The sequence below is a fragment of the Synechococcus sp. H55.8 genome (assembly GCF_047462375.1).
Classification (GTDB): Bacteria; Cyanobacteriota; Cyanobacteriia; order Thermostichales; family Thermostichaceae; genus Thermostichus.
This window is the reverse complement of the sequence record NZ_JANSJC010000026.1, coordinates 12655-37456: the sequence shown is the minus strand read 5'-3', so window position 1 is coordinate 37456 and position 24802 is coordinate 12655. Positions and strand designations below refer to the sequence as shown.

Annotated in this window: 26 protein-coding genes, 1 tRNA gene and 1 pseudogene; 13 read left to right on the top strand and 15 right to left on the bottom strand. The window is 59.8% G+C overall.

Annotation, left to right across the window (positions count from 1 at the left end):
- A pseudogene (locus NW862_RS10820) lies at positions 1-224 on the bottom strand (hypothetical protein); the annotation flags it as partial.
- Between the two features lie 88 nt (positions 225-312).
- On the bottom strand, positions 313-1002 hold the full coding sequence (upp, locus tag NW862_RS10815; protein WP_414335167.1) for a uracil phosphoribosyltransferase: 690 nt from the start codon (positions 1000-1002) through the stop codon (positions 313-315).
- Between the two features lie 190 nt (positions 1003-1192).
- On the opposite strand from upp, the gene NW862_RS10810 reads away from it, so the two are divergent.
- Positions 1193-2269 (top strand): ABC transporter substrate-binding protein, encoded by a 1077-nt coding sequence (locus tag NW862_RS10810; protein WP_414335166.1) that lies wholly within the window; start codon positions 1193-1195, stop codon positions 2267-2269.
- 9 nt (positions 2270-2278) lie between these two features.
- Here the strand turns inward: NW862_RS10810 and NW862_RS10805 are convergent, their stop codons facing one another.
- From NW862_RS10805 to ssuE, 3 genes are all read right to left on the bottom strand, one after another.
- Positions 2279-2923 carry a YqiA/YcfP family alpha/beta fold hydrolase gene (locus NW862_RS10805; RefSeq protein WP_414335164.1) on the bottom strand — a complete coding sequence of 215 codons (645 nt, stop codon included), beginning with the start codon at positions 2921-2923 and terminating at the stop codon, positions 2279-2281.
- Positions 2924-2935: 12 nt separating this feature from the next.
- Positions 2936-3175, bottom strand: a complete 240-nt coding sequence (gene secG, locus NW862_RS10800; RefSeq protein ID WP_011433676.1) for a preprotein translocase subunit SecG — start codon at positions 3173-3175, stop codon at positions 2936-2938.
- 143 nt (positions 3176-3318) lie between these two features.
- Positions 3319-3846 (bottom strand): NADPH-dependent FMN reductase, encoded by a 528-nt coding sequence (gene ssuE, locus NW862_RS10795; protein ID WP_414335163.1) that lies wholly within the window; start codon positions 3844-3846, stop codon positions 3319-3321.
- A 103-nt stretch (positions 3847-3949) separates the two neighbouring features.
- Here ssuE and NW862_RS10790 point away from each other — a divergent pair.
- Positions 3950-4021 (top strand) — tRNA-Gly (locus tag NW862_RS10790).
- A 136-nt stretch (positions 4022-4157) separates the two neighbouring features.
- On the top strand, positions 4158-4601 hold the full coding sequence (locus NW862_RS10785) for a DUF29 domain-containing protein (protein WP_414335162.1): 444 nt from the start codon (positions 4158-4160) through the stop codon (positions 4599-4601).
- Positions 4602-4606: 5 nt separating this feature from the next.
- Here the strand turns inward: NW862_RS10785 and nusB are convergent, their stop codons facing one another.
- The 3 genes from nusB to NW862_RS10770 form a co-directional block, all read right to left on the bottom strand.
- A complete protein-coding gene (nusB, locus tag NW862_RS10780; protein WP_414335161.1) occupies positions 4607-5461 on the bottom strand; it encodes a transcription antitermination factor NusB in 855 nt (284 codons plus the stop codon).
- Between the two features lie 93 nt (positions 5462-5554).
- Positions 5555-7717, bottom strand: a complete 2163-nt coding sequence (locus NW862_RS10775; RefSeq protein ID WP_414349103.1) for an ATP-dependent helicase — start codon at positions 7715-7717, stop codon at positions 5555-5557.
- Between the two features lie 11 nt (positions 7718-7728).
- Positions 7729-8586, bottom strand: a complete 858-nt coding sequence (locus tag NW862_RS10770; RefSeq protein WP_414335158.1) for a Cof-type HAD-IIB family hydrolase — start codon at positions 8584-8586, stop codon at positions 7729-7731.
- A gap of 214 nt (positions 8587-8800) precedes the next feature.
- On the opposite strand from NW862_RS10770, the gene NW862_RS10765 reads away from it, so the two are divergent.
- The 4 genes from NW862_RS10765 to NW862_RS10750 all read left to right on the top strand — a co-directional run bounded on the left by NW862_RS10765 (position 8801) and on the right by NW862_RS10750 (position 12230).
- Positions 8801-9739 carry a DUF1517 domain-containing protein gene (locus NW862_RS10765; RefSeq protein ID WP_414335157.1) on the top strand — a complete coding sequence of 313 codons (939 nt, stop codon included), beginning with the start codon at positions 8801-8803 and terminating at the stop codon, positions 9737-9739.
- 82 nt (positions 9740-9821) lie between these two features.
- Positions 9822-10577 carry a hypothetical protein gene (locus NW862_RS10760; RefSeq protein ID WP_414335156.1) on the top strand — a complete coding sequence of 252 codons (756 nt, stop codon included), beginning with the start codon at positions 9822-9824 and terminating at the stop codon, positions 10575-10577.
- A 72-nt stretch (positions 10578-10649) separates the two neighbouring features.
- Complete coding sequence (locus tag NW862_RS10755) at positions 10650-11408, top strand: peptidylprolyl isomerase (protein ID WP_414335155.1); 759 nt, start codon at positions 10650-10652, stop codon at positions 11406-11408.
- A gap of 93 nt (positions 11409-11501) precedes the next feature.
- Entirely contained in the window at positions 11502-12230 is a 729-nt protein-coding gene (locus NW862_RS10750) for a HEAT repeat domain-containing protein (protein ID WP_414349101.1), read from the top strand.
- Positions 12231-12401: 171 nt separating this feature from the next.
- On the opposite strand, the gene bchM is transcribed toward NW862_RS10750, so the two are convergent.
- Positions 12402-13067: a magnesium protoporphyrin IX methyltransferase gene (bchM, locus tag NW862_RS10745; protein ID WP_414335078.1), complete on the bottom strand. Its 666-nt coding sequence runs from the start codon at positions 13065-13067 to the stop codon at positions 12402-12404.
- A 159-nt stretch (positions 13068-13226) separates the two neighbouring features.
- On the opposite strand from bchM, the gene NW862_RS10740 reads away from it, so the two are divergent.
- Positions 13227-13718 (top strand): hypothetical protein, encoded by a 492-nt coding sequence (locus NW862_RS10740; RefSeq protein WP_414336793.1) that lies wholly within the window; start codon positions 13227-13229, stop codon positions 13716-13718.
- Positions 13719-13737: 19 nt separating this feature from the next.
- Here NW862_RS10740 and NW862_RS10735 read toward each other — a convergent pair whose 3' ends face one another.
- From NW862_RS10735 to wecB, 4 genes are all read right to left on the bottom strand, one after another.
- Positions 13738-14709 (bottom strand): D-alanine--D-alanine ligase, encoded by a 972-nt coding sequence (locus tag NW862_RS10735; RefSeq protein ID WP_414335076.1) that lies wholly within the window; start codon positions 14707-14709, stop codon positions 13738-13740.
- Positions 14710-14778: 69 nt separating this feature from the next.
- Positions 14779-15903 carry a cell division protein FtsZ gene (gene ftsZ / locus NW862_RS10730; RefSeq protein ID WP_414335080.1) on the bottom strand — a complete coding sequence of 375 codons (1125 nt, stop codon included), beginning with the start codon at positions 15901-15903 and terminating at the stop codon, positions 14779-14781.
- Between the two features lie 651 nt (positions 15904-16554).
- Complete coding sequence (locus NW862_RS10725; protein WP_414336795.1) at positions 16555-17124, bottom strand: ureidoglycolate lyase; 570 nt, start codon at positions 17122-17124, stop codon at positions 16555-16557.
- A gap of 110 nt (positions 17125-17234) precedes the next feature.
- Entirely contained in the window at positions 17235-18362 is a 1128-nt protein-coding gene (gene wecB / locus NW862_RS10720) for a non-hydrolyzing UDP-N-acetylglucosamine 2-epimerase (protein ID WP_414335074.1), read from the bottom strand.
- Between the two features lie 753 nt (positions 18363-19115).
- On the opposite strand from wecB, the gene mgtE reads away from it, so the two are divergent.
- The 3 genes from mgtE to NW862_RS10705 all read left to right on the top strand — a co-directional run bounded on the left by mgtE (position 19116) and on the right by NW862_RS10705 (position 21533).
- Positions 19116-20495: a magnesium transporter gene (gene mgtE, locus NW862_RS10715; RefSeq protein WP_414335073.1), complete on the top strand. Its 1380-nt coding sequence runs from the start codon at positions 19116-19118 to the stop codon at positions 20493-20495.
- Between the two features lie 104 nt (positions 20496-20599).
- Complete coding sequence (locus NW862_RS10710) at positions 20600-20797, top strand: hypothetical protein (protein ID WP_414336799.1); 198 nt, start codon at positions 20600-20602, stop codon at positions 20795-20797.
- A 34-nt stretch (positions 20798-20831) separates the two neighbouring features.
- Entirely contained in the window at positions 20832-21533 is a 702-nt protein-coding gene (locus tag NW862_RS10705) for an MgtC/SapB family protein (RefSeq protein ID WP_414335071.1), read from the top strand.
- A gap of 227 nt (positions 21534-21760) precedes the next feature.
- On the opposite strand, the gene NW862_RS10700 is transcribed toward NW862_RS10705, so the two are convergent.
- Positions 21761-22384 carry a TMEM165/GDT1 family protein gene (locus tag NW862_RS10700; RefSeq protein ID WP_414335070.1) on the bottom strand — a complete coding sequence of 208 codons (624 nt, stop codon included), beginning with the start codon at positions 22382-22384 and terminating at the stop codon, positions 21761-21763.
- A 391-nt stretch (positions 22385-22775) separates the two neighbouring features.
- On the opposite strand from NW862_RS10700, the gene NW862_RS10695 reads away from it, so the two are divergent.
- Together NW862_RS10695 and NW862_RS10690 are read left to right on the top strand one after the other, a co-directional pair.
- Positions 22776-22898 carry a hypothetical protein gene (locus NW862_RS10695; RefSeq protein WP_414335069.1) on the top strand — a complete coding sequence of 41 codons (123 nt, stop codon included), beginning with the start codon at positions 22776-22778 and terminating at the stop codon, positions 22896-22898.
- Between the two features lie 33 nt (positions 22899-22931).
- Complete coding sequence (locus NW862_RS10690; RefSeq protein WP_414335068.1) at positions 22932-23333, top strand: YraN family protein; 402 nt, start codon at positions 22932-22934, stop codon at positions 23331-23333.
- A 109-nt stretch (positions 23334-23442) separates the two neighbouring features.
- Here NW862_RS10690 and NW862_RS10685 read toward each other — a convergent pair whose 3' ends face one another.
- Positions 23443-24735: a quaternary amine ABC transporter ATP-binding protein gene (locus tag NW862_RS10685; RefSeq protein WP_414335067.1), complete on the bottom strand. Its 1293-nt coding sequence runs from the start codon at positions 24733-24735 to the stop codon at positions 23443-23445.
- Positions 24736-24802 lie beyond the last annotated feature (67 nt).

Genomic DNA, 24802 nt, shown 5'->3' with positions numbered 1-24802 from the left:
GCGCGGGTGCGCAGGCTGTAGAGCACCAAGGGAATGGAGCGGCGCTCCAGAGCAGCCAAGGCTTGTCGGGCAGCACCATAACTGTTGGATTCCAGATCCAGCAAGCTGCCATCCAAACTGGTCAGGACAAGTCGCATAGGCGCAGGAGGGGAAAAGGCGCCGGCACCCTCAGAAGTCCAAGCAGGCCAATCGACCGGGATGCCCAAAGCGCCAACATTACCCATGATCCAACAGGTTGAGCAACCCAAACCGCCAAAATGACCCTCTAGGGTAGGTTCAAGGGCGGCGGGAAGCCCCGCACTGTAAGCGTGGCTAGTGTCCTGTGCCGAAGGCGCGATCCCCTGCATCCCCCAGCCCAGGCAGGATAAACCCTCGGTCGTTCAACCGCTCGTCGATCATGGCGCAGAAAATTTGCACCATGGGGTAGTGGGATCCCAGCCGCTGTAACCCCGGAGGCGCTGCCAAGACGCTGACAATCCTGACCAAGCTGAGATCGGACCCCCGTTTTTTCAGCTCATCCAAAACCCAGAGCAGCGTGCCCCCGGTGGCCAACATCGGCTCGGGAATGAGGATGCGCATCTGGGCGGGGATCCGCTCGGGAAGGCGATTGAGGTAGCAACTGGCTTGCAGCGTTTCCTCGTCCCGTACCATGCCGACGTGAAAAATCCGTGCCTGCGGCAAAAGGGCCTGACAACCTTCCAGCATCGCCAAGCCGGCCCGCAACACCGGCACAATGCCCAGCAGGGTATCCGGCGCGATGACCTCTGCGACAACGGGTTCCAAGGGCGTTTGCACCTGCACAGTCTGGGTGGGGATCCACTCCCGCATCGCCTCATAGGTCAGCCAACGGCCCAGCTCCGACATGGCCGTGCGAAACAGGGGCATGGGCGTCTCCACATCCCGAGCCACAGTTAGCCAGTGCTTGATGAGCGGGTGAGGAGGTACGTAAACACGAAGCTGCTGACTTGCCACCAGAGGACGCCTCAATCTGGGCGGTAGCATAGCGGGTTACCTCGGCAGAAAGCAAGCACTCCAATGGATGGAACCGCATGCCACTGGATCTCGTCTGCAAATGCCGGTAGCCGGAGATACTGATCTGCCCAAGCGTTTTGGGTTTGCTAGGGTGTCGCTGTTTACATGCGTCTTTGGCCACCTTAGTATCCTGTAAAAAGCAGGTTAGGGAGAATGGCTCATGGTTTCGTCTCGGCCCTCTGAATCGACCACCAAGGCTCTGAGCCGCCGTCAACTTCTCAAGGTAGGGGCCGCAGCCCTTGGGGGCGGCCTGTTGGCGGCGGGGGGTGCCCAAGCTCGGCGCAAGCCCTCTCCCACCCTGATCGTGGCTCAGGGATCCGGCCTGGAGCGCGTTTCCTACGCCACCAACTGGTATGCCCAGGCGGAACACGGCGGCTTTTATCAGGCGGTGGCGACCGGCATCTACCGCGAGCATGGCCTGGATGTCACCATCAAGATGGGTGGCCCCGGCATCAACATCACCCAGGTTTTGGCCGGTGGAGCTGCCGAATTTGCCATGGGGGGAAGCGTAGGGGTGATCAGTGCCGTGCGAGAAGGGATCCCCCTGGTGTGTGTGGCAGCCATTTTCCAAAAAGACCCGCAGATCCTCATGGCCCACCCCGGCACCCAGCGCTTTGAGGAGCTCAAGGGCCGCCCTATTTTTGTCTCGAAAGGGGGACTTGTCACCTACTGGCCCTACTTGAAGGCGCGTTTTGGCTTCACCGACGATCAGGTTCGCCCCTACAACTTCAACCCCGGCCCCTTTTTGGCGGATCCCAGCTCAGCTCAGCAGGGCTACCTGACTTCCGAGCCTTTTGCCATCCGGCAGGAAGGGGGATTCGAGCCGGTGGTCTTCCTCCTGGCGGATTTGGGCTACAAACCCTACGCCACCACCATCGAAACCCGTCGGCAACTGGTGGAGACCCGGCCCGACTTGGTGGAGCGATTTGTGGATGCCTCGATCAAGGGCTGGTACAGCTTCCTAGAGGATCCCCGTCCGGCGTATCGCTTGATCCAGCAGGACAACCCGGAAATGACCGATGCCCAATTGGCCTACAGCTTCGAGAAGTTGCAGGAGTACGGCATCATCTTGTCCGGCGATGCGCTGGAAAAAGGCATTGGCGCCATGACCGACCAACGCTGGCAAGACTTCTTCGACAGCATGACGGTGGCGGGCGTGTTTGAGCCAACCATCAACTACCGGGCTGCCTATACGCTGGACTTCGTCAATAAAGGCACTGCCTACTACACTGCCTGACCGGCAACACTACCCCGTCACCCAGCCACAGAAGCGGCTGATAGCCGGCCAACTGAGCTCCAACACATCGGTCAGGGCGTGGTCGCTCTCCACTGCCACCAGTTGGGCCCAGGGGCGACGGGCCACGTAGTCTCGGCTGGCTTGGATGGGAATGGTTTCGTCTTGGATCCCATGCACAATCAGGGTGGGCACCGGCCGTCGTAATGCCCCATCTGGGTAGCGTTGGGCATCGGTGACAAAACCGTATTCCAAAGGCAGCGGGCGCCCTTCTCCATAGTGAAACACCGTGAGTTGTCCGGTGCGTTGCCAGGTCTCCACCGCCTCCGCCCCCAGCCGCGGCAGCCAATGGCCCAAAAAGCCGAAAGCCGGCGCCAAGAGCACCAGGCGCTGCACACAAGGGTGCTGTTCGGCAACCCAGGCGGCCACCAAACCCCCCAAACTAGAGCCGATGAGGGTGACAGGAGGGTAGTTCATCTCGGCAAGCTGGTCGCCAACCTGCCGGATCTGGCGGGTCAAGGTGAGCTGGGCAAAATTGCCCTGGTTCAGATCGGGCACCTGAAGGGGGATCCCCACCTGCTGCAGCCGCTGCCGAAAAAAAGTTGCCTTGGCCGACTGGGGCCCAGAGCCAAATCCATGCAGGTAAATGGCCAACACGGAAAAAGATCCCTATGGCCCTGTGGCTGCCGAAAGCCAACCTGCGCCCAACACCACGCTGATGGAGAGGAAAAGGGTAGCCACCGTCCAGGTGATGCGGTTGAGGTTTTGCTCGGCACTTTTGGAGCTGGAGAACAACTGGGCCTGCCCACCAATGCCCGCCAACCCATCGCCCTTGGGGCTGTGCAGCAGCACCAAGATCACCAGCAAGATGGCCGAGGCCGACCAGAGAAACTCAAAAAATGCTTCCATCGCAGAGGATCCCCGTAGGGCAAGTTGCCAAAGCCATTATCGCCTAAAGCCCCATCCTAGCGCACTCTGTCTCGGCACCGCTGCCATTGCCAAATCCAGTCGCCAGGCCCAGACGTCTCTGCTCTCTCCAGGAATGTCGACCATTATTTCACCGCCTGGGCAAGTGCGCGGATCCCGGCTTGCAGACGTTCCTCGATGTCGGCCTCTAGCTGGAGTGTTCCGGCAGCATCAAACTGAATTTGAGAACTTAAGATGTAAACCCCTCTCAAAATATGGGTGGCCCCCATCACCGACAACACAGGTTTCATCGCAAAGTCGATGGCCAGCAGATGGGCCAGGGTTCCCCCGGTGGCGATGGGGAGAATCACTTTACCGGTAAAGGCGTCTTGATCCAGCAAATCCAGCAGCGCCTTCAACACGCCTGGATAAGAGGCTTTGTAAACGGGAGCAGAGATGACGATCCCGGCAGCTTGGGCCACCTTTTGCTGGATCTCCCTGAGTTGAGGGCTATCGAACTTGGCCAGCGCCAGATCCTCTGGCGGCAAGTCCCGCACCGAAACCAACTGAGTGGTCAACCCCAAATCCGACAGGATCGCGGCAGCATGATGCAAAATGGCTTCCGAGCGAGAAGGAGCGCTGGGACTACCGGAGAGCAAGAGGATGCTGGACATAGGTTGCAGACAGAATGCTGCCTCAGTTGTATCAGGGATCCCACGTGAAAGATGATGATAGACTAGAAAGGACAGGGCTTCAGGATGCCGGGCCCAGTCCTGTGCGGGCGTAGTTCAGTGGTAGAACGCTAGCTTCCCAAGCTGGATGTCGTGAGTTCGAGTCTCATCGCCCGCTTCTTGACACCAGACAAGCAAAACCCTCTTCCCCCGATCATTATTCGGTTCCAACCTACCCTGAGCCGATGTCGAGTTGGAGGGGGGCAAGGAGCCAGTAGAAGTTCTTGGGTCGGTGTCCGCTTAGGTAATCAAGCATGCAACTTTACGAGTCCGACTTCTATGCCTGGACGCAACAGCAAGCTGCACTGCTGAGAGCGGGGCAGTGGGAGCAACTGGATATCGCCAACTTGGTGGAGGAAATCGAGGCTTTGGGCAGGCAAGAACGCCGGGAATTGCTGAACCGGCTGGGGATCCTGGTAGGACATCTGCTGAAGTGGCAATTCCAGCCCCACCTGCGAGGCAAAAGTTGGCGGGCAACGATCACCGAACAACGCCGCCAGATCCAGCGGTTGCTCAGGGACAATCCCAGCCTCAAGCCCGATCTTTCGGCAGCCCTGCAAGAGGCTCATCAGGACGGGATCCTGGTGGTGGTGAGAGAAACGCCCCTGTCTGAGACAGATCTGCCGGCCCAGTGTCCCTACACATTAGAGCAGGTGATGGATCCCGACTTTTACCCTGGCAAGGAAGATCCCCCGTGATCTGCTCAGCCCGCCGAACCGGCAGCAGGGCCCCCGTGGGTCTCCACCGGGTTGTCCACCACTCGTCGCAGCACGCCGTTGACGAAAGCGGCGGCCTCCGGATCCCCGTATTTTTTGGCCAATTCTACGGCTTCGTTGATGGCGACCTTAACGGGGCTGCTGGCCAGGATCTCCATTTCCACCACCGCCAGGCGCAGGATATCGCGTTCGATCCGACCCACCCGCTGCAATTGCCAGCCCAGCAAAACCTTTTGCAAACGAGCATCAATCGCCTCTTTGTGAGCATGCAGAGCGGTTAACAGTTGCAAAGCATAGGCGCGCACTTCTGAAGATTGGGCAATGTGCAGTAGCTCTGGCATGGACAAGGCAACTCCCAGCCGGTTGACCGCCTGTTGGGACAACTGCACAACCTCATCCAGGATGTGGCGGACGCTGTGCAGTCGCTGTTCCATGTGTTCCAGGGCTTGGCCGGCGTTGCTGAGGGCCACTTGGGCTTGGTGGGCCAGCTCCAGCAATTCTCCCGGCGCGGTGTCGCGGGCGTTGGTCTCCGTCAGAGCCGTTTCCAGGCGCTGCAGATGTCGTTGGGCCTGCTGAAGGCGGACAGTAAGGGAGCGAGATCCGCCCTCTTCCTTGGCATCAGAAGCAGCCAATAACAGGGGATCACTCTCGTGCAGCAGGCGATCGCTGCGCTGAATTTCCGCCGCCGCCGTGGAGAGAGTTTCATGGGTCTCTTCCTGCAGGGCGCGGATGGCTGCCAGCAGCAAGTCCGCCAGTTGTTTTTCGCTCAGTTTGGCCGCCGTGGCCGGCAGTTGGTTGACCCCTAGCAGGGCCAGTTCGCGGGCAACACGCCGAGGTTGCATTGCAGAATACCCATGGTTTTGAACAACTGCCCCATCGGGCTTAGCCATGCTAGCAGGCTGCCGCGGGGCAAGGAAGAACCAGAGGCCTCGCTGTCAACTCGCTTCGGAAGGGCGGCTTAACACGCGAAACGCCAAAGATGCACTCTGCTCTTTGCCATAGGGGGATTGGCTGGAGACCGAGAGGGTGAGCCGCCGTTTGCTGCGAGTGATGCCCACGTATAGCAGCCGCAACCGCTCTGCCGCCAAGTCTAGAAAGGCCTGTTCGGTAGGAGAGTTGGCCTGCAGCTCCCAATACCTTCTGGGGCTGAGCTGTCGCAACTGGGCCAGGGCCTCTGCTTTCATGTCTACATCTTCCAAAAACTTCAGCCCCACCGGTCGCTCCCCGTGCTGGGCGGGAAACTCGTAGGCCGACACCTGGGGGATGAACACCTGATCCCATTCCAGCCCCTTGGCACGGTGCAGCGTGGCGACGGTGATGCTGCCCGGCTCGGGGTCGAAGGCAAAGATCTCCGAGGGCAGGTTGTTAAGGTGGCGATCCAGAATCACCTGAAATTCTTGGGCAATCTCCTGCCAATCGACCTCAGGCAGGGATCCCAGCACCTGCTCCAACTGGTCGATGACGTAGTGACCTACAAACAGTTCTTCCGGCTTGCGGTAGAGGCTTTGGACAATCACATTCAGCGCCTCTGCCCAGGGAGAACGCCCGGCCCGTAGCCAACTGGCTAGGGTACACAGCAGCCGGCCTAAGCTTTGCCAAGAGGGGCTATCCGGCAAAGTAGGGGCTTCCCCAAACTGGGGAAACAGCAGCCGCTCCGGCAGCGAGGCGCGGATCCAGTTCAACATCGGCCCCAGCTCCAGGCGCGGGATCCCGGCCCAGTCGGCCAGGTGATCCACAGCAGCGGCCAGGCGAGCGGGGACAGTGGGCTGGGCCAACCAGTCGATTATTCCCTTGAGTTGCAGCAACACCCGCCGCTGGCTGGGGTTGCCCCGCAACAGATCGATCATCCGCTCCGCCCCCAGTTCCCGCAGATAGTCGAGGGCCTTGCCCCCCAGCTCATTGGTGGTGACCAGAATGGCCACCGTCTGGTCGGGGAAGGCTTGGGCGGCTGCCAGGGCCCACCGTGTTACCTCCTGCAATTCCTCTTCCGGCGATCCGGCTACCCGGCGAAACTCCACCTGACCCTCGCTGGCCGGGGGATTCTGGCCGCCAGCGGTGGCCGGACGAATGTGCTGGGGAGCCAGGGCGGTGCGCAGGGCCGGGATGGGGTGCTTCTGGTTCACCCAGTCCACCAGGCGGTTGGCCAACTCGAGGATCTGGGGGGCGCTGCGGCTGGACTCTTCTAAGACTACTCGGGGATTGGCCTGACAAAAGGCGCGAAACAGCCGTGGCTCGGCGGTGGTGAAGGTGCCCATGATGCTTTGGTTGGGATCCCCCACCCGCACCAGGTTGCCGGCGCGCTGGCTGAGCAACCGCAGCAGCTCTTCCTGCAGGGGGGAGCTGTCCTGGGCCTCGTCCTCGAACAGGTAGTCGTACCAGCTTTGCACCTGCTGCCGCAGCACAGGGTCGCGCTCGATCAGCTCCACCGCCTGCCAGCCCAGGTCGTCGTAGTCCAGCTTGCCCAGGCGACGCAGCTCCGCCTGGTAGGCGGCATAGAGGGGGGCGGCCCAGCCCAGATAGCCCTCCCTGTCGGCAGGGATCTGCTCCGGCCCCAGACGCAGATTCTTGGCCGTGCTGATCACCGCCTGCACCATCTGCTGGAAGCTACGCCGAAACCGCGTCCGGTTTCGAACCACCTTCTGGTGGGAATCGTCGGGGGGAATCAGCGGCTCCCAGAGGTGGGTGTGGTGGGCGAGCCAGGCGCGGCAGAGACGGCTGAGCAGGCGCTCCTGTTCATATCCCTCCAGGATGGACAGCTCTTCCCAAAGGCCAGGGGCCTCCCGCAACACCCGCAGCGATAGCGAATGCAAGGTAAAAGCTTGGGTAAAGCGCTCCGGATAGCCCGCCTCTTGCAGGCGTTGGTTGATGCGGCTGATCAGATTGCCCCGCGCCGACCGCATGTAGGTGAACACCCCGATGCGCTCCGGCGGGATCCCTCGATTCAGGATGAGGTCGGCAATCAGCAGCTCCAGGATGAACGTCTTGCCACTCCCCGGGACTGCCGCGATCCCCAGAGGCCCCGAACGATACGCCAATGCCCGTTGCTGTTCTGGACGCAGCGTGACTTGGGGAAAAGGAGAAGCAGCCAAACCCACCATCGGCTCCCTGCCTAGTTGAGAATAAAAGTCTCGATGGCCACCGCCACCCCATCTTCGCTGACAGGGGGAGCCACCCAATCGGCGTGGGGCAGCAGAGCCGGCGAGGCATTCCCCATCGCTACCCCGATCCCCGCATACCGCAGCATCTCGATGTCGTTGTCGCCATCGCCGATGGCCATCACCTGATCCGCCGACACCCCCAGCAGCTCTTCTGCCAGAAAACGAACGGCATTGCCCTTATTCACCGCCGGATGGGCGGCCTCCAAAAAAATCGGCTCCGAGCGAGTGAGGTAGAGCTGCTCAGGAGAATACTGCCGCCGCAGGGATCCCTGTAATGCCTGCAAAAACTCCGTATCTTCACAAACAGCCAGGATCTTGGTGGGGCTTTGCCCATATTGGGCGGGGGAAAGCATCTGGAGCGGCACCTGGGAGCGTTCGGCATAGGCTTGGCTGAGGGGGCTGAGCTCTCGCACATAGAGCTGGTCATCGATGTAGAGGTGCACCCCCACCGGCTGATCCTGCAGCACCTGCAACAGCTCCTCCGTCAGCCGCCAGTCCAGGCTCCAGTGTTTTAAGGTCTTTTGGCTGTCGGGATCGCGAATGAGCGCCCCCTGATAGCTGCAGAGGGGCATATCGGCCCCAATGGCGTGGTGAAACCGCTCGGCAGAGCGATGCATCCGACCCGTCGCAATCGCCACCCGCACACCTGCGGCTTTGGCTTTTTGAATGGCCCGCTGCACCGGCTCCGAAACCTGGTTGGAAGGCCCGGCAATCGTGCCATCGATGTCCACCACCAACAGCCGAATGTCCCTCCGGGATCCCCCTTCCTTTTTTTGCTCTTGGATTTGAGCCTCTGCTCCGGTTTGCATTGCCCCTCCTCCTGGCAACCTCCCAGACCCTAACACGACTGCGGTCGGCTCCGTCGATAGTCTCAATAGGCCAGATTGAAGTGATCCTGAGTTGGATGCTGAGAGGTCAATCGACGGGGATTAGCAATGGTTCAAATGGCCGGTTAAAGGGTTCGGATCCCTGCCCTCTGCTGTTTAAGGAAAGAGCATACAATTGAGGAAGACTAGCCCCGTGATGGACAGAAATACCGTGAACATGCTGAAACGAATTGGTCGCGTCTGCCGGCCTTTGCTAGCCGTTGCCCTGGCCTTGATCTTGGCTTTGGCCCCCGTGAGCGCCGTCTGGGCCCGCAGTGGTGGTCGTATTGGGGGCGGCTCTTTCCGGTCTCCGACGTTCTCTGCGCCCCGCTCCATTGGCCCTCGCTCGGCTCCGGTGTACCCCAGCTATGGGGGTGGGTTCGGGTTCCCCCTGGTGGTGCCCTTTTTCTGGGGGGGCGGTGGCGGCCTGCTGACACTGCTGCTCTTGATTGGGGCCGGCAGCTTTTTGGTGCGCAGCCTGCGCTCGGCTGTTTCCGAAGATGGAGAGGACGGGGTTGGCGACCCGCTGGTAACCGTGGCCCAGGTGAAAGTGGGCCTGCTGGCCAGCGCCCGGCAACTGCAAAAGGAGATCAACGCTCTGGCTCTGGAATCAGACACCCAGTCGCCGGAGGGGCTGAGCCAACTGTTGCAGAATGTCAGTCTGAGCCTGATGCGCTACAGCGACTACTGGGCCTACGGCCATGCCCAGGTGGAGAAGCTGCCCCTCCCCCGCGCCGAATCCCTGTTCTACCAAGCCTCTTTGCAAGAGCGCAGCAAGTTTAGCGCCGAAACCCTCACCAACCGCAATAACCAAATCCAACAGGTTCCCCAAGCGGCGCTGAAGCGCGCTGCTGCTGGGATCCCGGACGTGGGCGAATACCTGGTGGTAACTCTATTGGTTGCGTATCGTGGCAACTTGGGTACACTACCTGTAGTTAATTCCGTGGCGGAGCTGCGGCAGTGTCTGATGCAGTTGGCTGCCATCCCGGCCGAGCGGATTGTGGCCATCGAGGTGCTGTGGACGCCGCAGTTGGAGGGAGACACCCTGTCGGCGGAGGCGCTGTTGACCGAGTACCCGGAAATGCGGCTCCTGTGAGGGAGCTGGGCTGAGGAGACGGCAACAGTCGGCTGAGTGTCTCAACGCCTCGGGATCCCCACCGTGAGGCCAGAGAGGTTCTATGTCCGGGTTGGATACTTCAGCAGCCAGGGGCCGTCGTTCTCCTTGGGTATGGTCTGGCCAAGCGAGGCAGGCAGATTCTCTGTTTGATGAGCTGTTTGGGGATCTGGAGCACAGCCTTGAGGCAGAGGGAGCGGAGGAGTATCCCTATTTGGGTACGCGCCCCCCGTTGCTTTCCCGCCGTTCTTCGGCTGGCGGCGGACTGCTGCTGGGTTTAGCTTTGGCGGCCACGCTGGTGGCGGGGCTGGCTTTTTGGATGACTCTGCGCCCGCGATCAGGGGTTTTCTCACAGGCCGATCCACCTCGGCAAAGGGATCCCGATCTCGTCGAGGCGCTTGGGCCTGCCTATTCCGCTTCCCTGCCAGCCCAAGAGCCGTCCTCGGCTTCAGAGGAGGAAGGTCGCCTGGATCTGCCTGAAAAGGTTATCTCTCAGGAGCCCAGCGGAGAGGTCGTGGCCAAGCCGGCGGCGAGAACGATCCCTGCAGCGGCAGCCAGCGCTCCTCCTGCCGCTCGAAGGTCTGCTCCGCCGGCGCGGATCCCGCCTCAACCGCCGCCCCAGATGAAGTTGGTGGGGTTGATCCACGATCCGGGTGCCCCTAAAGCCTTGATCTTGGTGGACAACGTGGTGCGGCAGGTGCCGGTCGGCCAGGCGGTGAAAGGAGAGTGGCGAGTCATCTCCATCAGCCCCTACGGGGTGGGCGTGAGCAACGGCGTTCGCAGCGTTACCTTGCAGTTGGGGTTGTCGCAACGGATCTAGATATCTCTCTTTTGTCTGGAGAGGGATCCCCGTGGAAGGTTGGATCGATAAAGAAAAAGGGAGAAGGGGCAGATGAAATTCGCCAAGCTGGGGCGAATGAGCCGCGGCAGAGTGGGATTGGGCTTAGCTTTGGGGTACCTCTGTCTCGGTCTGTTCGCTTGTCGCAGTGCGCCCCCCTCTTCTGGCTCTCCATCTGGGATCCCGCCGGCCTACGCCCATCGCCCGCAACTGCAAGGGAAGGCAGTGGTGGAGCTAGAGGTGCAAACTGCTGAAGGAGTGGGCAAGGTCCTCTTGGAGATCCGCGGAGAGGAGGCGCCCCTTACCGCCGGCCAGTTTGTGGATTTGGTGCAGCGGGGCTTTTACAACGGTCTCACCTTCCATCGGGTGGAGAAAGATCCCCAGCCCTTTGTGGTGCAGGGCGGGGATCCGCGGGGAGATGGCACCGGCGGCGCCCCAGAGCCGGGCAGCAGCCGCTTGCGCACCATCCCTCTGGAGATCCAGGTGCGCGGAGAGCCTCACCCCCGCTACAACACGTTGATCGAGGATCCCATCGCCCTGAGCAAGCTGGCCTTGCCCCATCGCTTGGGGGCGGTGGCCATGGCCCGTTCCAGCCCTCTCGACTCGGCTTCTTCCCAGTTTTATATCGCCCTCTCTGCTCTGCCGATCCTGGATGGGCGCTATGCCGTGTTCGGCTATGTCACCAGTGGCATGGAGTGGGTGGAGCGCCTGCAGGTGGGGGATGTGATCCGCTCGGCGCGGGTGCTGGAAGGAGCGGACTTGCTCAGGTATCCAGCAGGAGCAGATCAGACGGCGGCCCCCGGCGGTTTATGATAGGCAGCAGCTCTGCTGCTGGTTCGGCTGTCGTGGCTTGGGGAGGGGAGAGTTTTGTGCTCGCCCTCTCCACCAACCTGTGGGCGCCTTTTCATGCATGAAGACGCTTTTTCTCCTCTTGAACCCCTAGACGAGCTGCCACCTCACTCGCCGCCGGAGGTGGATGTGGAGCGGATGCTGCAGCAGTTGCAGGATCCGGATCCCCGTTTGCGGATGCAGGCGGCCCGCGCCTTCTGTGAGATCGAAGAACCCCGCGCCATCCCGCGCCTGTTGGCTTTGCTCAGGGATCCCTGCCCGTTGGTGCGGGTGGGAGCGGCCTATGCCCTGGGTCGCAATCCGGATCCCGCTGAGGTGGAAGTGCTGATCCAAGGCCTGCGCCGGGATTGGAATGGCTATGTGCGCAAAGGCCTGGTGTGGGCCCTGGGCAATGCTAAGGATCCCCGCGCCTATCCGGTGTTGCTGGAAGTGTTGGCTGAAGATATCGCGGCAGTGCGGCTTTGGGCGGCCAGCGCCCTCGGACAATTGGCCCAAGCTCAGGTGTTGTCTGGCCCGGCTCTGCAGGAGGTAGCGGCAGCCCTCTGTCGGGGTTTGGCCCACGATCCAGTGGCGGCAGTCCGCGGCAACTGTGCCTGGAGCTTGGGGATCCTCGGGCAACAGGTGAGACTGGCTCTCGAGGATCCCACCGTTTACGCGATGTTGAAAAGGCAATTGCTGACAAGCGCCAGCCGCGATCCCGATTGGGGAGTGCGGGACGATGCGCGGCTTGCCCTCCTAAAATTAGCGGATCCCGACTTGCCGGAGCAACTGGATAACCTTAAGTAAGCTACCTGACACGACTACCCCCGGCCCCTCTCCCTCAGGGAGTCAGCCCAAGCGCTCCGCGCCGCTAACGCGACCACCCCCAGCCCCTCTCCCTCAGGGAGAGGGGAGTTAGGGATCGAGGCAACGAACGGTTTCATTGCCATTGGAAACGACTGTAACTGGGCGGCGGCTTCAGCGAACCAGATCGAGCAGCCAGGCAAAGTAGAAGCGGCTTTGAATGGTTTGCCGTTGTTGCACTTTCCAGCCCCACTCGGCAAGGTGGCCCACCAGCGTCGCCTCGCGGTGCTGATAGGCGCGGGTGGTCTTGCTGGGGCCGGGGAAAAACTCCCCCACTTTCTTCAGCAGCGTCAGCCAGGGAGTTTTGGGAGCAAAGCTGAAGAGCAGACGAGACTTGGCCAGTCCGGTCAGGTGCCTGAGCATGCGCAGGGCGTCGGCTTCGGGATAGTGGATCATCACATCCAGGCAGACGACGACATCGTACTCCCCTGTCAGTTCCTCCAAATCCAAAACCTGAAACTGGGGGTTGTCTGTGGATCCCAGCTCCATCTGTTGGCGGCGACGCGCTTCGTTGACCATTTGCTCCGAGATGTCGCTGGCGAACACCTGCGCCCCGCGGGCGGCCAAAGGCAAGCTAAGGCTGCCCACCCCGCAGCCGGCATCGCAAATGCGCAAACCGGAGGGATCCCCCAGCCATTGCAACACCGTCTCGACCGTGCGGGCATGGCCCAGTCGAATATCTTTTTGGACGAAATTGACTTCCTCGTTGCCGTAAATGCGGCGCCAGCGCTCGAAGCCGACCGTGTTGAAATAGTTGCGGACGATGGCTTTTTCTTGCATAAGACTGCTAGTTGTATGCCGGGATCTGCCGGGGAATCACTCCTGGGCGGGCAGATTGGGGATGCGGATTACATTTTACCCCGAAGCCGCTGCCGCCACTCCCAGCGCCTGTCCCATGCCTGTATTAGAATTAACTTGCCTTCACCGGAATAAAACTCAATGACGGAAGCTGAGATTGCCCAGGCGTTGCAGGCCAGCTTGGCTGTCCCTGTCAAAATTGCCGTCAAACGTCGCCAGGGCCATTTGCACGTTCTCCTCAACCGCTCCCCGCAAACCCAGCTCGACTACCCCCATCTCACCCAACAGGTGCGAGCCGCGCTGGAGGCATTTGGCCTATCCGGCCTGGAGCAGGTGACGGTCTATGGACGCACCTCGGGACATTCCGAATACGAGTGGCAGCAAACCGAGCCGCTGCGGGATCCTCTCTTGGGTGCTGAGGAGACCACGCTCGTGCTGGAAAAACAAAGCAATCGGCTGCTGCAGGATCCGACGCTGGTTGCTCCCGATTCCGCTGGCCCCCAGCCTGAGCCCAGAGAAAAGGCTGCCGACAAGAAAGCTGCTGGCAAAGGCGGATCCCCTATTGCCTGGCTGTGGCCGGCGGTGCTGATGGTCGGGATGGGGGTGGCGGTTTTGCTCCTTTTCTTTCTCTAGAAAGCAGCCTGGCTGGGGATCAAGCCGGCTGTGGTGAAGGCCGGGATCCAGACGGGGCTGGGCGAGTCGAAGCCGCCCTTTGCAGGGCATCCTGCAGCATCCGCTCCACCAGCTCCGTAAACGTCCAGCCCAGAGCTGCCGCCGCATCAGGGCAAAGCGAAGTGGGGGTCATGCCGGGCAACGTATTCACCTCCAGCACCCAGGGGTTCTCGTCGGCATCCACCCGCAGATCCACCCGCGCCAGGCCCTCACATCCCAACACCTGATAGGCCCTCAGCCCTGCCGCCTCGCAGCGGGCCAATCCTGACCCCGTGAGGGAACAGGGGATCAAATGCCGCGAGCCGCCGGGGGCATACTTGGCTTCATAATCGTAAAAATCCCCCTGGGCGGGGATGATCTCAATCGCCGGGAGAACCTGGCCGGAGAGGATGGAGAGGGTGATCTCCTTGCCGGGAATGTAGCGCTCCAGGAAGACCCGCGAGGAGACCGAGCTGGCCAACTCCAGCCCCTGAGCAAATGACCTCTCATCCTGGACAATGCTGATCCCCACCGTCGAGCCGTTGTTGCTGGGCTTCACCACCAGCGGGGATCCCAAGTGCGCCACGCACTCGGCCCAGGAGAGCGGTTGCGCTTCATCCCAGACCAGCCACTCAGGGGTGGGGATCCCTGCGCCGCGAAAGATCTGCTTGGACACCAGCTTGTCCATGGCCAGAGCGCTGGCCAACGGCCCGGATCCCTGGTAGGGCAGGCCCAGCCACTCCAGCATCCCCTGCACCACCCCATCCTCGCCGCCGGGGCCGTGCAGGGCAATCCAGACGAAGTCGCAGCCGGCCTGCCGTTCCTGCCAAAGGCGCAGCGGCAGATCCTCCTCCGGGTCGATCAGCTTCACCCGATGGCCCAAATCTTCCAAAGCCCGCTTACAGGCTTTGCCCGTTACCCAAGAAACCTGACGTTCTGCCGAACGACCCCCTGCCAAGACAACAATGTTCATGGCTTAACCCCAAAGCACTCCCCACTCTCAGCAACCGGCACCAGGATAGCCGCATCCCCTTACTCTACCCTACGAAGGAGGGCGGCGGCGGCGCAAAAACTCGGGAATGTCCAAGCCCCCGGAAGCAGGGGGCTCAGGCTCAGGGGGCTGCCGAGGCGATGGCTCAGGGCTAGGAAAGGTGGGCTTGCGCGTCCCCACCCCCACCTTGTTGGCGACAGAGGCTTTGGGTGCAGAAGCGCTGGCGGCGGCCCGCGATCCGTCAAAACCGGTGGCGATGACGGTGATGCGCACCTCCCCTTGCATACGCTCGTCTTGCACGGTGCCGAAGATGATGTTGGCTTCTGGATCCACTGCCTCGGCGATGATCTCAGCCGCTACTGTGACCTCGTGCAATGACAGATCCAGCCCGCCGGTGATGTTAAAGAGCACGCCCTTGGCCCCCTCAATGGAAGTTTCCAGTAGGGGAGAAGACACGGCGGTAATGGCGGCTTCGCGGGCGCGGGACTTGCCGGATCCCATGCCAATGCCCATCAGGGCGGTGCCAGCATCGGCCATCACGCTGCGCACATCGGCAAAATCCACGTTGATCATGCCGGGGATGAGGATGATGTCGGAGATGCCCTGCACCCCCTGACGCAAGACATCGTCCGCGACGCGAAAAGCCTCGTGCACAGGAGTTTGCTCGGAGATCACCAAGAGCAGCTTGTCGTTGGGGATCACGATCAGGGTGTCGACCGCCTCCTGCAGCGCTTGGATCCCTTCTTCAGCCTGCTTGGTGCGCCGCTTGCCCTCAAAGGAAAAAGGCCGCGTCACCACCCCCACCGTCAGGGCGCCGCTGGCCTTGGCAATCTGGGCAACCACAGGCGCTCCCCCTGTCCCTGTGCCCCCTCCCATGCCGGCGGCGATAAAGACCAAATCTGCCCCTTTGAGAGCTGCTGCAATTTCTTCGCTGGACTCTTCGGCGGCTTTCTGACCAATGGCCGGGTTGCCGCCTGCCCCCAGCCCGCGGGTTAACTTTTGCCCGATTTGCAGACGGCTCACCGTTGATGTCGAGCACTGCGCAAGGGCCTGAGCATCCGTGTTGATACTCCAAAACTCAACACCCTTGAGGTTGCTGGCCGCCATCCGACTGACCGCGTTGCCACCTCCCCCCCCTACGCCCACCACCTTAATTTTCGCGGCATTGCTCGGCATGTTCTCCTCTGGATGATCCGCCGCCTTGGTCTGGGCTCCGTTTCTCTCGTACTCGACCTGAGAGTCCTCCCCCACGTAGCGCTCACTCCAGGGGGAAGGCGTTGACTGGGCTTGCTCCAAACCCTGCCCAGGATTGGGGGGATGGAAGTCCGACCAATTGTTGGATGGCATGTCAGCCCTCAAGATAGCTTAATTCTGGCAAATATTGAACATGCTAGCTGATTTAATATAAGTCAACTCTCCCCCGATGCCAACGGTGAAGACGTTTGTGGATCTTCATAGGCGGATGCAGCTTTCGTACTTTGCCTATGAATCTTCTCTCGCAGTTAAGCTTCCTCTTTTGTACAAGCGAGGTTCCTATCGAAGGGTATGTATTCCCGAACACCTAGTAGGTAGAGCCCAAATTAGGGCAAACTGTTGCCCCCAGCGCGCTTCGGTCGGAGCCGAGCTTGCGCTTGCCTAAAAGCTAACCTTGCGTTTTCTTTTCAGAGTATTCGATAATACTCACCCCTCCCAATTAGAGCCTGGCAGACCAATCGCCAATTTTTGCCGATTTTTAATGCTGAGGTTTGGGTATTCTGCAAACTACCCGAAGGCTTCCGCGCCGAAAGAGTCAGGGGGAGGGTTGCCGTCAGGGATCCGCCCATAGGCTTAGAGCGGCTGCAAATGGATCTCCGCGTTCAGCCGCTGGGGCAGGGAAATTTTAAACACGTCCCCCTGATCCATTTCCTGGGCCGTCGTCATGCTGGCCAGGGCCTCTACCACTTCTTCGGAGTTGGCGGTCAGCACGACAACGGGGCGCTCGCCGGCGACGGGGAAATCGTGCCAGGTGCCGCGGTGCAGCAGCAGCCCGTGCCCAGGGGGGAATCGCAGGGCTTGCACTTTGTCGAGATCGGGGAGGGTTTTGGGATGGTTGGGGGGAGCCATCACCATGATGAACGGCTCCTGCCCCAGGCCGACAAACAACTGGGTCATGCGCAGGTGGCGCTCCAACCAGAGCACAGGCGGGTAGCCGGGCAGGATCTTAGCAGTACGGATAACGGCCTTGCCGGTGTATTGAAAGTCAATGTTCTGCCCTTCTAAAACACGCCCCTGATAAAAAGGGATCCCCAACCCGGGATGGGCTACATCGTCCCCCAGCAGTTGGCCAAAGGGCCGCACATTTTCAGGGGTTGCCTCCACAATCGGCACCCGGACAACGGTGGTGGCAGTTGTGCTCATGGTTCTTGCTCTTTGTTCGCTTCAGAGTCCATTTAACTGGCCATCTTAATAAAAGCGACAGGTAAAGAAACGGTTTTCCCAGTAACGGTCTGGGCTTCCTCAGTTCCTGTTTATTTTTTGGGGCCTTGCGAGTTAAGCCACCGCTCGATGATGTGGTGAATTTGCCGGGCGGCAGTGCCGTCGCCGAAGGGGTTTTGGGCTTGAGCCATGCGGGCATAGGCCTGGGGATCCGTGAGCAATTCTCGGGCCGCCTGCAGGATTTTTTCGGGGTGGGTGCCCACCAGGCGGGCGGTGCCGGCGGCAACGGCTTCCGGGCGTTCGGTGGTTTGCCGCAGCACCAGCACCGGTTTGCCCAAAGCTGGCGCCTCTTCTTGAATGCCGCCGGAGTCGCTGAGAATGAAGGTGCAGCGCTGCATGGCGCTCACCCAGCAGGGATAGTCCAAGGGATCGGTGAGAAAAACCCGCTCCCGGGATCCCAACAGGGCCTGCAGGGGATCCCGCACCACCGGGTTGGGGTGGAGGGGCAACAGAAGGGCGGTATCGGGGAACTCGGCCAAAAGTTGCAGCAGGGCCTTGGCGATGGTTGTGAGGGGATCCCCCCAGTTTTCCCGCCGGTGCACGGTAACCAACAAAACCCGATAGCGCTCCCAGTCCAGGCCAGGGATGGGACAGGGGAGCCCGAGGGAGGCCACCTGCAGCAGGGCATCGATGACGGTGTTGCCGGTGCAGTAAATGGAGCCGACCACGTGGCTGCGCTTAAGGTTCTCCACCGCCTGGGGGGTGGGGGCAAAGTGCAGGCTGGCCAACTGGGAGATGAGGCGGCGATTGGCCTCTTCGGGGAAAGGATGGTAGAGATCATCCGTGCGCAGGCCGGCTTCCACATGCCCCACCGGGATGCGTTGATAGAAAGCGGCCAGAGCAGCAGCGAAGGCGGTGGTGGTGTCGCCCTGCACCAGAACCAGTTGGGGCTGGCGCTCCTGAAAATAAGGCTCAAGGCCGCGCAGGGTGGCTTCGGTGATATCGGTCAGGCTTTGGCGGGGACGCATGATCCCTAGATCCCGATCCGCCTGCAGGCCAAAAAGTTGCATCACCTGATCCACCATCTCCCGGTGTTGCCCGGTCAAGATTACCTCGGTGCGCAGATGGGGACTGGCGCGCAGGGCTTGGATCACCGGGGCCAGCTTGATGGCTTCGGGCCGCGTGCCCAAGATCACAGAAACCAGGGGAAGGGTGGCCATAGGTTTATGGGCAGCGGTTTCCCCAAGCTCACAAGCCGCCAGGATAGGGATTTTGCTCAGTCAGGCTGGGAGCAGAACCCGGAAGAGGTTGTGCTCTCTTGTTCACTTACCCCGATCTTAGCTCCCCAGCCACTCCGCTGATCGTTCACCGGATATGCCGGACAGAAAAAGGTTGACGGGATCCCCCTCCGGCAACTAGCCTAAAAAGGGCTGAAGAGATCCTCTTCAGGCTGTCCGGGTTGTTCCGGTTCAACTTTCTTGGAGGAAAACGTTCAACACCATGGACGCTTCTGGCAGTTGTAGCACTGGCCGGCAAGGATCGCTCTTCGGGGATCAAATCCTTGGAGACCTACATCCTACTGGTGTCTTCCTTTTTCCCGCTGACAGCTTCAGTCGTCGCTTGAGAGGATCCCGTTTCGCCAACGCGAAGGGGCAGGAGAGCTTTCTCAAATAGCTTCTGGCTTGGGTGGCTCTCTCGGTCGGCGACGAACAGATGGGCTGAGCAGAGCTCGACCTGAGCATCGGAAAAGGGAAAATCAGGAGTGCTTCAAAGGGGACTTCCCCTGGCTTTGGCTTTTGTAGGTGTTCGTGGGCCAGGGGATCCCTTTTATCGACTTGGGCTTTTGGGCTTCGAGTCGGGTCTAAGGCTTTGTGAGGCGTTCAGCTTCAGGGCTCCCATGAGCTTTGGAGCACGAGTTGGCCGTTGCCCTCCGGGTCTTTTATCCGGCTAACTTCAACCTTCGGAGGTTTGTTATGCGGCAAAACATGCTTCGCGATCTTCTCTCTCCCGCCTCTTTGGAAGCCGCCAAGCGAGCGGCCAATCGTGCCCCTATTGCCGAGCTGGTGCAGCAGTTAATGGAGATTTCTCCACGGCAGCGGGTTTTGGCTTTTCGCCTGTTGGAAAAAGACAAAGCTATGGCGGTATTTGAGTATCTGCGGCCCGAAGAACAGGCCGATCTCATCCGCAGCATGGAAGACCCAGAGGTGATCCGGCTGGTGGAAGCCCTACCCCCAGACGAGCGGGTGCGTCTATTTGAGGAGCTGCCGGCCAAAGTTACCAAGCGGCTGATCGCCAACCTCAGCCCAGAAGCCCGTGAAGCCGTGAATATCCTGCTGAACTACCCGGAGCGCAGTGCCGGTCGGCTGATGAACCTGCGCTACTTGGCGGTGCGCGATACCCTCACCGTCGGGGCGGCTTTGGCCAGCGTGCGCGACTCCCAACTGGGGGACGACGAGCTGGATGTCATCTTTGCGGTCGATGACCAGCGGTTCTACAAAGGTCTGGTGCGCACCGTGCGGCTGGTGAAAGTGGATCCCGACCTACCCATTCGGGAGCTGATCGAAGGATCGGATATTGTTGCTCGGGTTACCGATCGAGATTTGCAAGCAGCCCGCCTGCTTAAGGATTCCGGCTTGCCGGCCATTCCGGTGGTAGACAGCGAAGGGCGCTTGGTGGGGGATATCACCTTTGAGGATGTGATCAACTTGGTGGAAGAGGAGGCTACGGATGCGGCTTTGGCCCAGGCCGGGGTGGCTAGCTTGCTCAGCCGCGATAAGGTGTGGAGCGAGCGGCTGGTCAAGGGATCCCGCTGGTATTCTGTGCGTTTGCGCCTCACTTTTTTGATCATCACCCTGATCGGCGGCATGTTGGTGGGGGGAGTGATTGAAACCTTTGAGGAAGTGTTGCAGGCAGTTACAGCGGCGGCTGTTTTCATCCCGGTGATCATGGATATGGGCGGCAATGTTGGCACCCAATCCACCACCATCTTTGCCCGTGGTCTCGCCTGGGGCCATATCAACGTGAAGCAGTTTCTTGGCTACTTGCTGCGAGAAGCCAGTATTGGCGGCATTATTGGTGTCATTCTAGGGGTTGCGGCTGGGGTGATTGCTTACTTCTGGCAGGGAGCACCCAATGGGATCCCACAGTTGGGTCTCGCAGTGGGCCTATCTATGGCCATTGTGTTGACTTTGGGAGCTTTTCTGGGAGCGATTCTGCCCTGGATCCTCTTAAAGCTGGGCTTTGACCACGCTCCCGGGGCAGACCCTTTCATCACCACCATCAAAGACTTCACCGGGCTCTGGGTGTATTTCACCCTGGTAGCTTGGCTGGTCGGCGTTGAAGTCGAGCTCTGAGGCCGCTCTTTTCCCCTTGCAGTCCAACTTCGGCTCCCAGGCTACCCCCGGCCTGGGGGAGCTGGTTTGAGATTGAATCCGATTATTCGTTCAGGAGGTGTGCCATGACCTTGAAAGCTCCTTCCACCACAGCTCAGTTCCGGTTGCTGCTGCAGCGCTACGCCCATCGAGTCAGCATAACCTGCGCTTTAGAAACAGGTGGTAAGCTGGCCCCAGAAGTGGCCTTTGCTCAACTGGAAACCCTCTGGCAGGCTCTGGAACAGGCGGCCAAAGCCCTTGGGATCCCAGATGTAGCCGACTAGCCCTCACTCCTCCACGAGAACTGGAGCCTGACCTATGACCTGGATCGACTTCACCTTCCGCCTAACGGTTGCTTTTATTTTGGGATCCCTCATCGGGTTGGAGCGACAGTGGCGGCAGCGCATGGCCGGCCTGCGCACCAACACCTTGGTGGCCACCGGTTCAGCCTTGTTTGTCATGCTCTCAGTTCTCACTCCTGATGAAAGCAGCCCGACCCGCATTGCTGCCCAGGTGGTGTCGGGGATCGGCTTTTTGGCCGGGGGCGTCATCCTCAAAGAAGGGGCCAGCGTGCGCGGCTTGAACACCGCTGCCACCATCTGGTGTGCGGCTGCCGTGGGAGCCTTTGCCGGGGCGGGGTATATTCCCCAAGCCGCTATTGGGGCAGGAGCTGTGCTGATTTCCAATATTCTGCTGCGCCCCTTGGGCTACCGCATCAACCAGCAGCCCCTCAAAGGCACAGAACTGGAACTGGTCTATGAGTGTTCATTTATTTGCAAAAGCCATGCGGAAGCCCACCTGCGCGCTCTGCTGCTGCAGGGCATAGCCCCTTCCCATCTCAAATTGCGAGCTCTCTACAGCGAAGATCTGGAGAACAAGCCCGACCTCGTTAAAGTCGAAGCGGAGCTGGTTACTCAAACCCGCGATGACCAGGCTCTAGAACAGGTTGTCAGCCGCCTCAGCTTAGAGCCAGGAGTGATTACTGCCCGCTGGCGGATCATCGAACAGGAATTTGGATAATCCGAACTTTTTCTCCCGACTTCATGGAAGTTCTATAGCCAAAAGGCAGAATGTGACCAGCTCAACACAGAGCGGACCCTTGGGATATGAGGCGAGAGGAGATTTTGTAGTCCAAGCGGAAGCAGATCCTATAGTTGTGGTTATTTCAAACCCGACTACACTCCTCGGTGCTCCGCTTCACTGACGCAACAAACTGTTTCATGACCATTTGAAATAACTACAATCGTTTACCCTAACAATTCCCAACTGGTTACCAACGCAAACAGCAGAAACAAGCCGCCCCCCACCCAATGCACAGCCCGTTCAGAGATGTGGGCTGCTAAGAAGCGACCACCCACCACCGCCAACCCCACCATCAGCCCATGGCCGAGGGTGGCCCCTGCCCAGACACTCAATCCCGGATGGGTGGCTGCCAAAGAAACGGTAGCAATCTGAGTTTTGTCCCCGAACTCGGCCAAGGCGGTCAGGCTAAAGGCCTCCCACACAACAGCCCAAGCCCCGCCGTGGCCAGCGCCTTTTGCTTCGGCTTGCTCCACCAGTCTGAGGGCTTCTTTCTCTTCTTCCTTCTCCTGCTGGGGAGTCATTTGGTAAGCTTGCCAGAGCATTCTTAGTCCAAAAGCCGCGAAAACTCCAGCCGATAGCACTCGCACACCCAGGGGTGGCAGCAGCTTAAAAAGCACTTTCCCGGCCACCACCGCCAGCAAGGTCATAGCGGCCAAAGCCAGCCACGTTCCCAAAAAAACCCAGCGGCGCGGGTGGCGCATAGCCAGAATCAGGGGGGTAAAAAAGGTCTTGTCCCCAAATTCCGCTACCGTGACCAATAACAAACTGGACGCAAAACCAGCCCACATTGTTTAGCCTCCAACCTCTCTTGTGTGTGGAATTGGCTCACACCTGGAGGCGAAGGCTGGAGAAGTCAGACGGACTCACCAAGCTCACCTCCGCGTGAACTCAGTGAAAGTCTCGTCACCAAAGCAAGATCCTCTGCTTGCCTTGTCTCTTGCACCGGGCTGTTTTCAGCCAGTATGTCGATGCAGAGGGCGGTAAGCCGCCTGACTACTCCCTTTCCAGCCTGAATGGTAGCATGCTCAGCTCATCAAGAAAAGCTCTCCGTTCGCGCCCGTAGCCCTTTGGGATCCCTGACATGCCGTGCCTTGCCGATGTTGATGCTGCTTCCCGCAACTATGCAGGAGAGACAGGTTATCATGGTCACGGTTCAAGAAAAAATCAGGAGAAGACCACGTGGATGCAAAGCTAGTCTTGGTGGGGGTTGCTCTTGCCCTCTCTTTGGCAAGTTTTTACTTCGGCACCCGCAACGGCTTTTACGACACCGACAAATATCACGGCAATGGCTCCGCCCACTAGAGCTGAGCACTGGTTTTTTCTTGGTATTTTTTCATGGATCCCTTGCCCAGAAGAGCTTCCCGCCAGAATACAGGCGATGCTGGAGAGGGCTGGGTGCGGCAATATCTGTGTCAGCAAGGCTGGCAGATCCTGGCTCAGCAATGGCGCTGCCGTTGGGGTGAGTTGGATCTGGTTGCCCACAGAGCAGATGTGCTGATTTTTGTAGAAGTGAAAACCCGCAGCCCCGGTAGCTGGGATCAAGGTGGGCTTTTGGCGGTTGCGATCCCCAAGCAGCGACGCTTGATCCGAGCTGCCCAGGCCTTCTTGAGTCAGCATCCTCACTTTTGCGAATTGTCCTGCCGCTTTGATGTCGTCTTGATAGAGCGCCGGCCCTCTCAAGAAGGGGCAAGCTATGTGTTGGTTGATTACCTGGAAGCAGCTTTTGAGATTTTTTGAGGCCAACTCACCTTGCTTGTCAAGACTACCGGCCTCAATAGGATCATCCAAGTGGCTGATGTGTGGCGGCCCTGGCCTATTTTTTTCTGGCCAGGAAGATCATGGTTAGTTAGACCGCGAAAAGAGAGTCTTCCCCCGGATCCCTTTCCGTTCGCGCTAGCGGGCCGTAGGCCTTGGATGGGATACAAGATTGGCCCAGACGACCGACCACCGAAAACAGCTCCGCTTGTTCCACTACGCCCTTGAAGCGCCCTTCTCGATCTACAACGGCGATGGGAACTTCTCGATCCCAGTAGCGAAATAGCTCTTCCAAGCTGGTGGAAGCCTGAACTTGAGGAAAGTCTGTCCGCATTGCTGTGTGGATATCTTCCTCTCCTGCCTGTAGAGCCTGTTCCAGAGACGCCGGAGATAAAACCCCCACAGGACGCCCCTGGCGATCCAATACATACAGAGTGCTGAGATCATGCTCGCGCATTTGGGCAGCCGCAGCCGAAAGAGAGTCCCTGCCCAAAATGAGGTATAGGGTTTTGCGGGTAATGGCTCCGGTTTTCAAAACCTGGGCCCGGTTCACCTCCTGGACAAAATCGGCCACGTACTGATCTGCCGGTCGGGTGAGAAGCTCTGCCGGGGATCCCACCTGAACCAAAGCCCCATCCCGCATGATCGCCACCCGATCTCCGATTTTCAGGGCCTCTTGAATGTCGTGGGTGATAAAGACGATGGTCTTTTGAAAGCGCTCTTGTAAACTCAGCAGCTCCTGCTGCATTTCACGGCGAATCAAGGGATCCAAAGCGCCAAAGGCTTCGTCCATGAGCAGAATATCGGGATCGGTGGCCAGTGCCCGCGCCAAGCCCACCCGTTGCTGCATGCCCCCGCTGAGATCGGCAGGATAACGATCCGCCCATTCTCTGAGGCCCACGATCTCCAGCATTTCCAGCCCTCGCTGCCGCCGGATTTGGGGCTCCACCCCTTGAATTTTCAGCCCATACTCCACGTTTTCCAAGACGGTGCGATGGGGAAAGAGGGCGAACTTTTGAAACACCATGCCCATGGTTTGGCGGCGGATCTGGCGCAAACGACCGGGGCCGACCTGAAGAATATCCTCACCATCCACCTCGATTTTCCCACTGGTGGGTTCGATCAGCCGATTCAGACAGCGCACCAAAGTGGATTTGCCGGAGCCGGAGAGGCCCATGATGACAAACAGCTCCCCCTGATCAATGGTCAGAGAGACGTCGTTGACGGCTAGAACATGGCCGGTACGCCGAAAGAGAGTTTCCCGATCCAGCCCCTGCCGCACTTGGGCCAAGGCTGCTTGGGGATTGGAGCCGTAGACTTTGGTCAGATGTTCAATACGGATTTTGGGGATCTTGGGTCGATTTTGGGCCTCACGAGCACTCATGATGGATGATGTTCTTTAACAAACACGGTCATTCTAGAAAAGTTTTAGCTAATCCGCCGAGAAGCCC

Excerpts from the sequence above, each read along its gene's own strand:
- upp (WP_414335167.1), bottom strand. The coding sequence starts at position 1,002 with ATGCTACCGCCCAGATTGAGGCGTCCTCTGGTGGCAAGTCAGCAGCTT.
- NW862_RS10810 (WP_414335166.1), top strand. The coding sequence starts at position 1,193 with ATGGTTTCGTCTCGGCCCTCTGAATCGACCACCAAGGCTCTGAGCCGC.
- secG (WP_011433676.1), bottom strand. The coding sequence starts at position 3,175 with ATGGAAGCATTTTTTGAGTTTCTCTGGTCGGCCTCGGCCATCTTGCTG.
- ssuE (WP_414335163.1), bottom strand. The coding sequence starts at position 3,846 with ATGTCCAGCATCCTCTTGCTCTCCGGTAGTCCCAGCGCTCCTTCTCGC.
- NW862_RS10785 (WP_414335162.1), top strand. The coding sequence starts at position 4,158 with ATGCAACTTTACGAGTCCGACTTCTATGCCTGGACGCAACAGCAAGCT.
- nusB (WP_414335161.1), bottom strand. The coding sequence starts at position 5,461 with ATGCAACCTCGGCGTGTTGCCCGCGAACTGGCCCTGCTAGGGGTCAAC.
- NW862_RS10775 (WP_414349103.1), bottom strand. The coding sequence starts at position 7,717 with ATGGTGGGTTTGGCTGCTTCTCCTTTTCCCCAAGTCACGCTGCGTCCA.
- NW862_RS10770 (WP_414335158.1), bottom strand. The coding sequence starts at position 8,586 with ATGCAAACCGGAGCAGAGGCTCAAATCCAAGAGCAAAAAAAGGAAGGG.
- NW862_RS10765 (WP_414335157.1), top strand. The coding sequence starts at position 8,801 with ATGGACAGAAATACCGTGAACATGCTGAAACGAATTGGTCGCGTCTGC.
- NW862_RS10760 (WP_414335156.1), top strand. The coding sequence starts at position 9,822 with ATGTCCGGGTTGGATACTTCAGCAGCCAGGGGCCGTCGTTCTCCTTGG.
- NW862_RS10755 (WP_414335155.1), top strand. The coding sequence starts at position 10,650 with ATGAAATTCGCCAAGCTGGGGCGAATGAGCCGCGGCAGAGTGGGATTG.
- NW862_RS10750 (WP_414349101.1), top strand. The coding sequence starts at position 11,502 with ATGCATGAAGACGCTTTTTCTCCTCTTGAACCCCTAGACGAGCTGCCA.
- bchM (WP_414335078.1), bottom strand. The coding sequence starts at position 13,067 with ATGCAAGAAAAAGCCATCGTCCGCAACTATTTCAACACGGTCGGCTTC.
- NW862_RS10740 (WP_414336793.1), top strand. The coding sequence starts at position 13,227 with ATGACGGAAGCTGAGATTGCCCAGGCGTTGCAGGCCAGCTTGGCTGTC.
- NW862_RS10735 (WP_414335076.1), bottom strand. The coding sequence starts at position 14,709 with ATGAACATTGTTGTCTTGGCAGGGGGTCGTTCGGCAGAACGTCAGGTT.
- ftsZ (WP_414335080.1), bottom strand. The coding sequence starts at position 15,903 with ATGCCGAGCAATGCCGCGAAAATTAAGGTGGTGGGCGTAGGGGGGGGA.
- NW862_RS10725 (WP_414336795.1), bottom strand. The coding sequence starts at position 17,124 with ATGAGCACAACTGCCACCACCGTTGTCCGGGTGCCGATTGTGGAGGCA.
- wecB (WP_414335074.1), bottom strand. The coding sequence starts at position 18,362 with ATGGCCACCCTTCCCCTGGTTTCTGTGATCTTGGGCACGCGGCCCGAA.
- mgtE (WP_414335073.1), top strand. The coding sequence starts at position 19,116 with ATGCGGCAAAACATGCTTCGCGATCTTCTCTCTCCCGCCTCTTTGGAA.
- NW862_RS10710 (WP_414336799.1), top strand. The coding sequence starts at position 20,600 with ATGACCTTGAAAGCTCCTTCCACCACAGCTCAGTTCCGGTTGCTGCTG.
- NW862_RS10705 (WP_414335071.1), top strand. The coding sequence starts at position 20,832 with ATGACCTGGATCGACTTCACCTTCCGCCTAACGGTTGCTTTTATTTTG.
- NW862_RS10700 (WP_414335070.1), bottom strand. The coding sequence starts at position 22,384 with ATGTGGGCTGGTTTTGCGTCCAGTTTGTTATTGGTCACGGTAGCGGAA.
- NW862_RS10690 (WP_414335068.1), top strand. The coding sequence starts at position 22,932 with ATGGATCCCTTGCCCAGAAGAGCTTCCCGCCAGAATACAGGCGATGCT.
- NW862_RS10685 (WP_414335067.1), bottom strand. The coding sequence starts at position 24,735 with ATGAGTGCTCGTGAGGCCCAAAATCGACCCAAGATCCCCAAAATCCGT.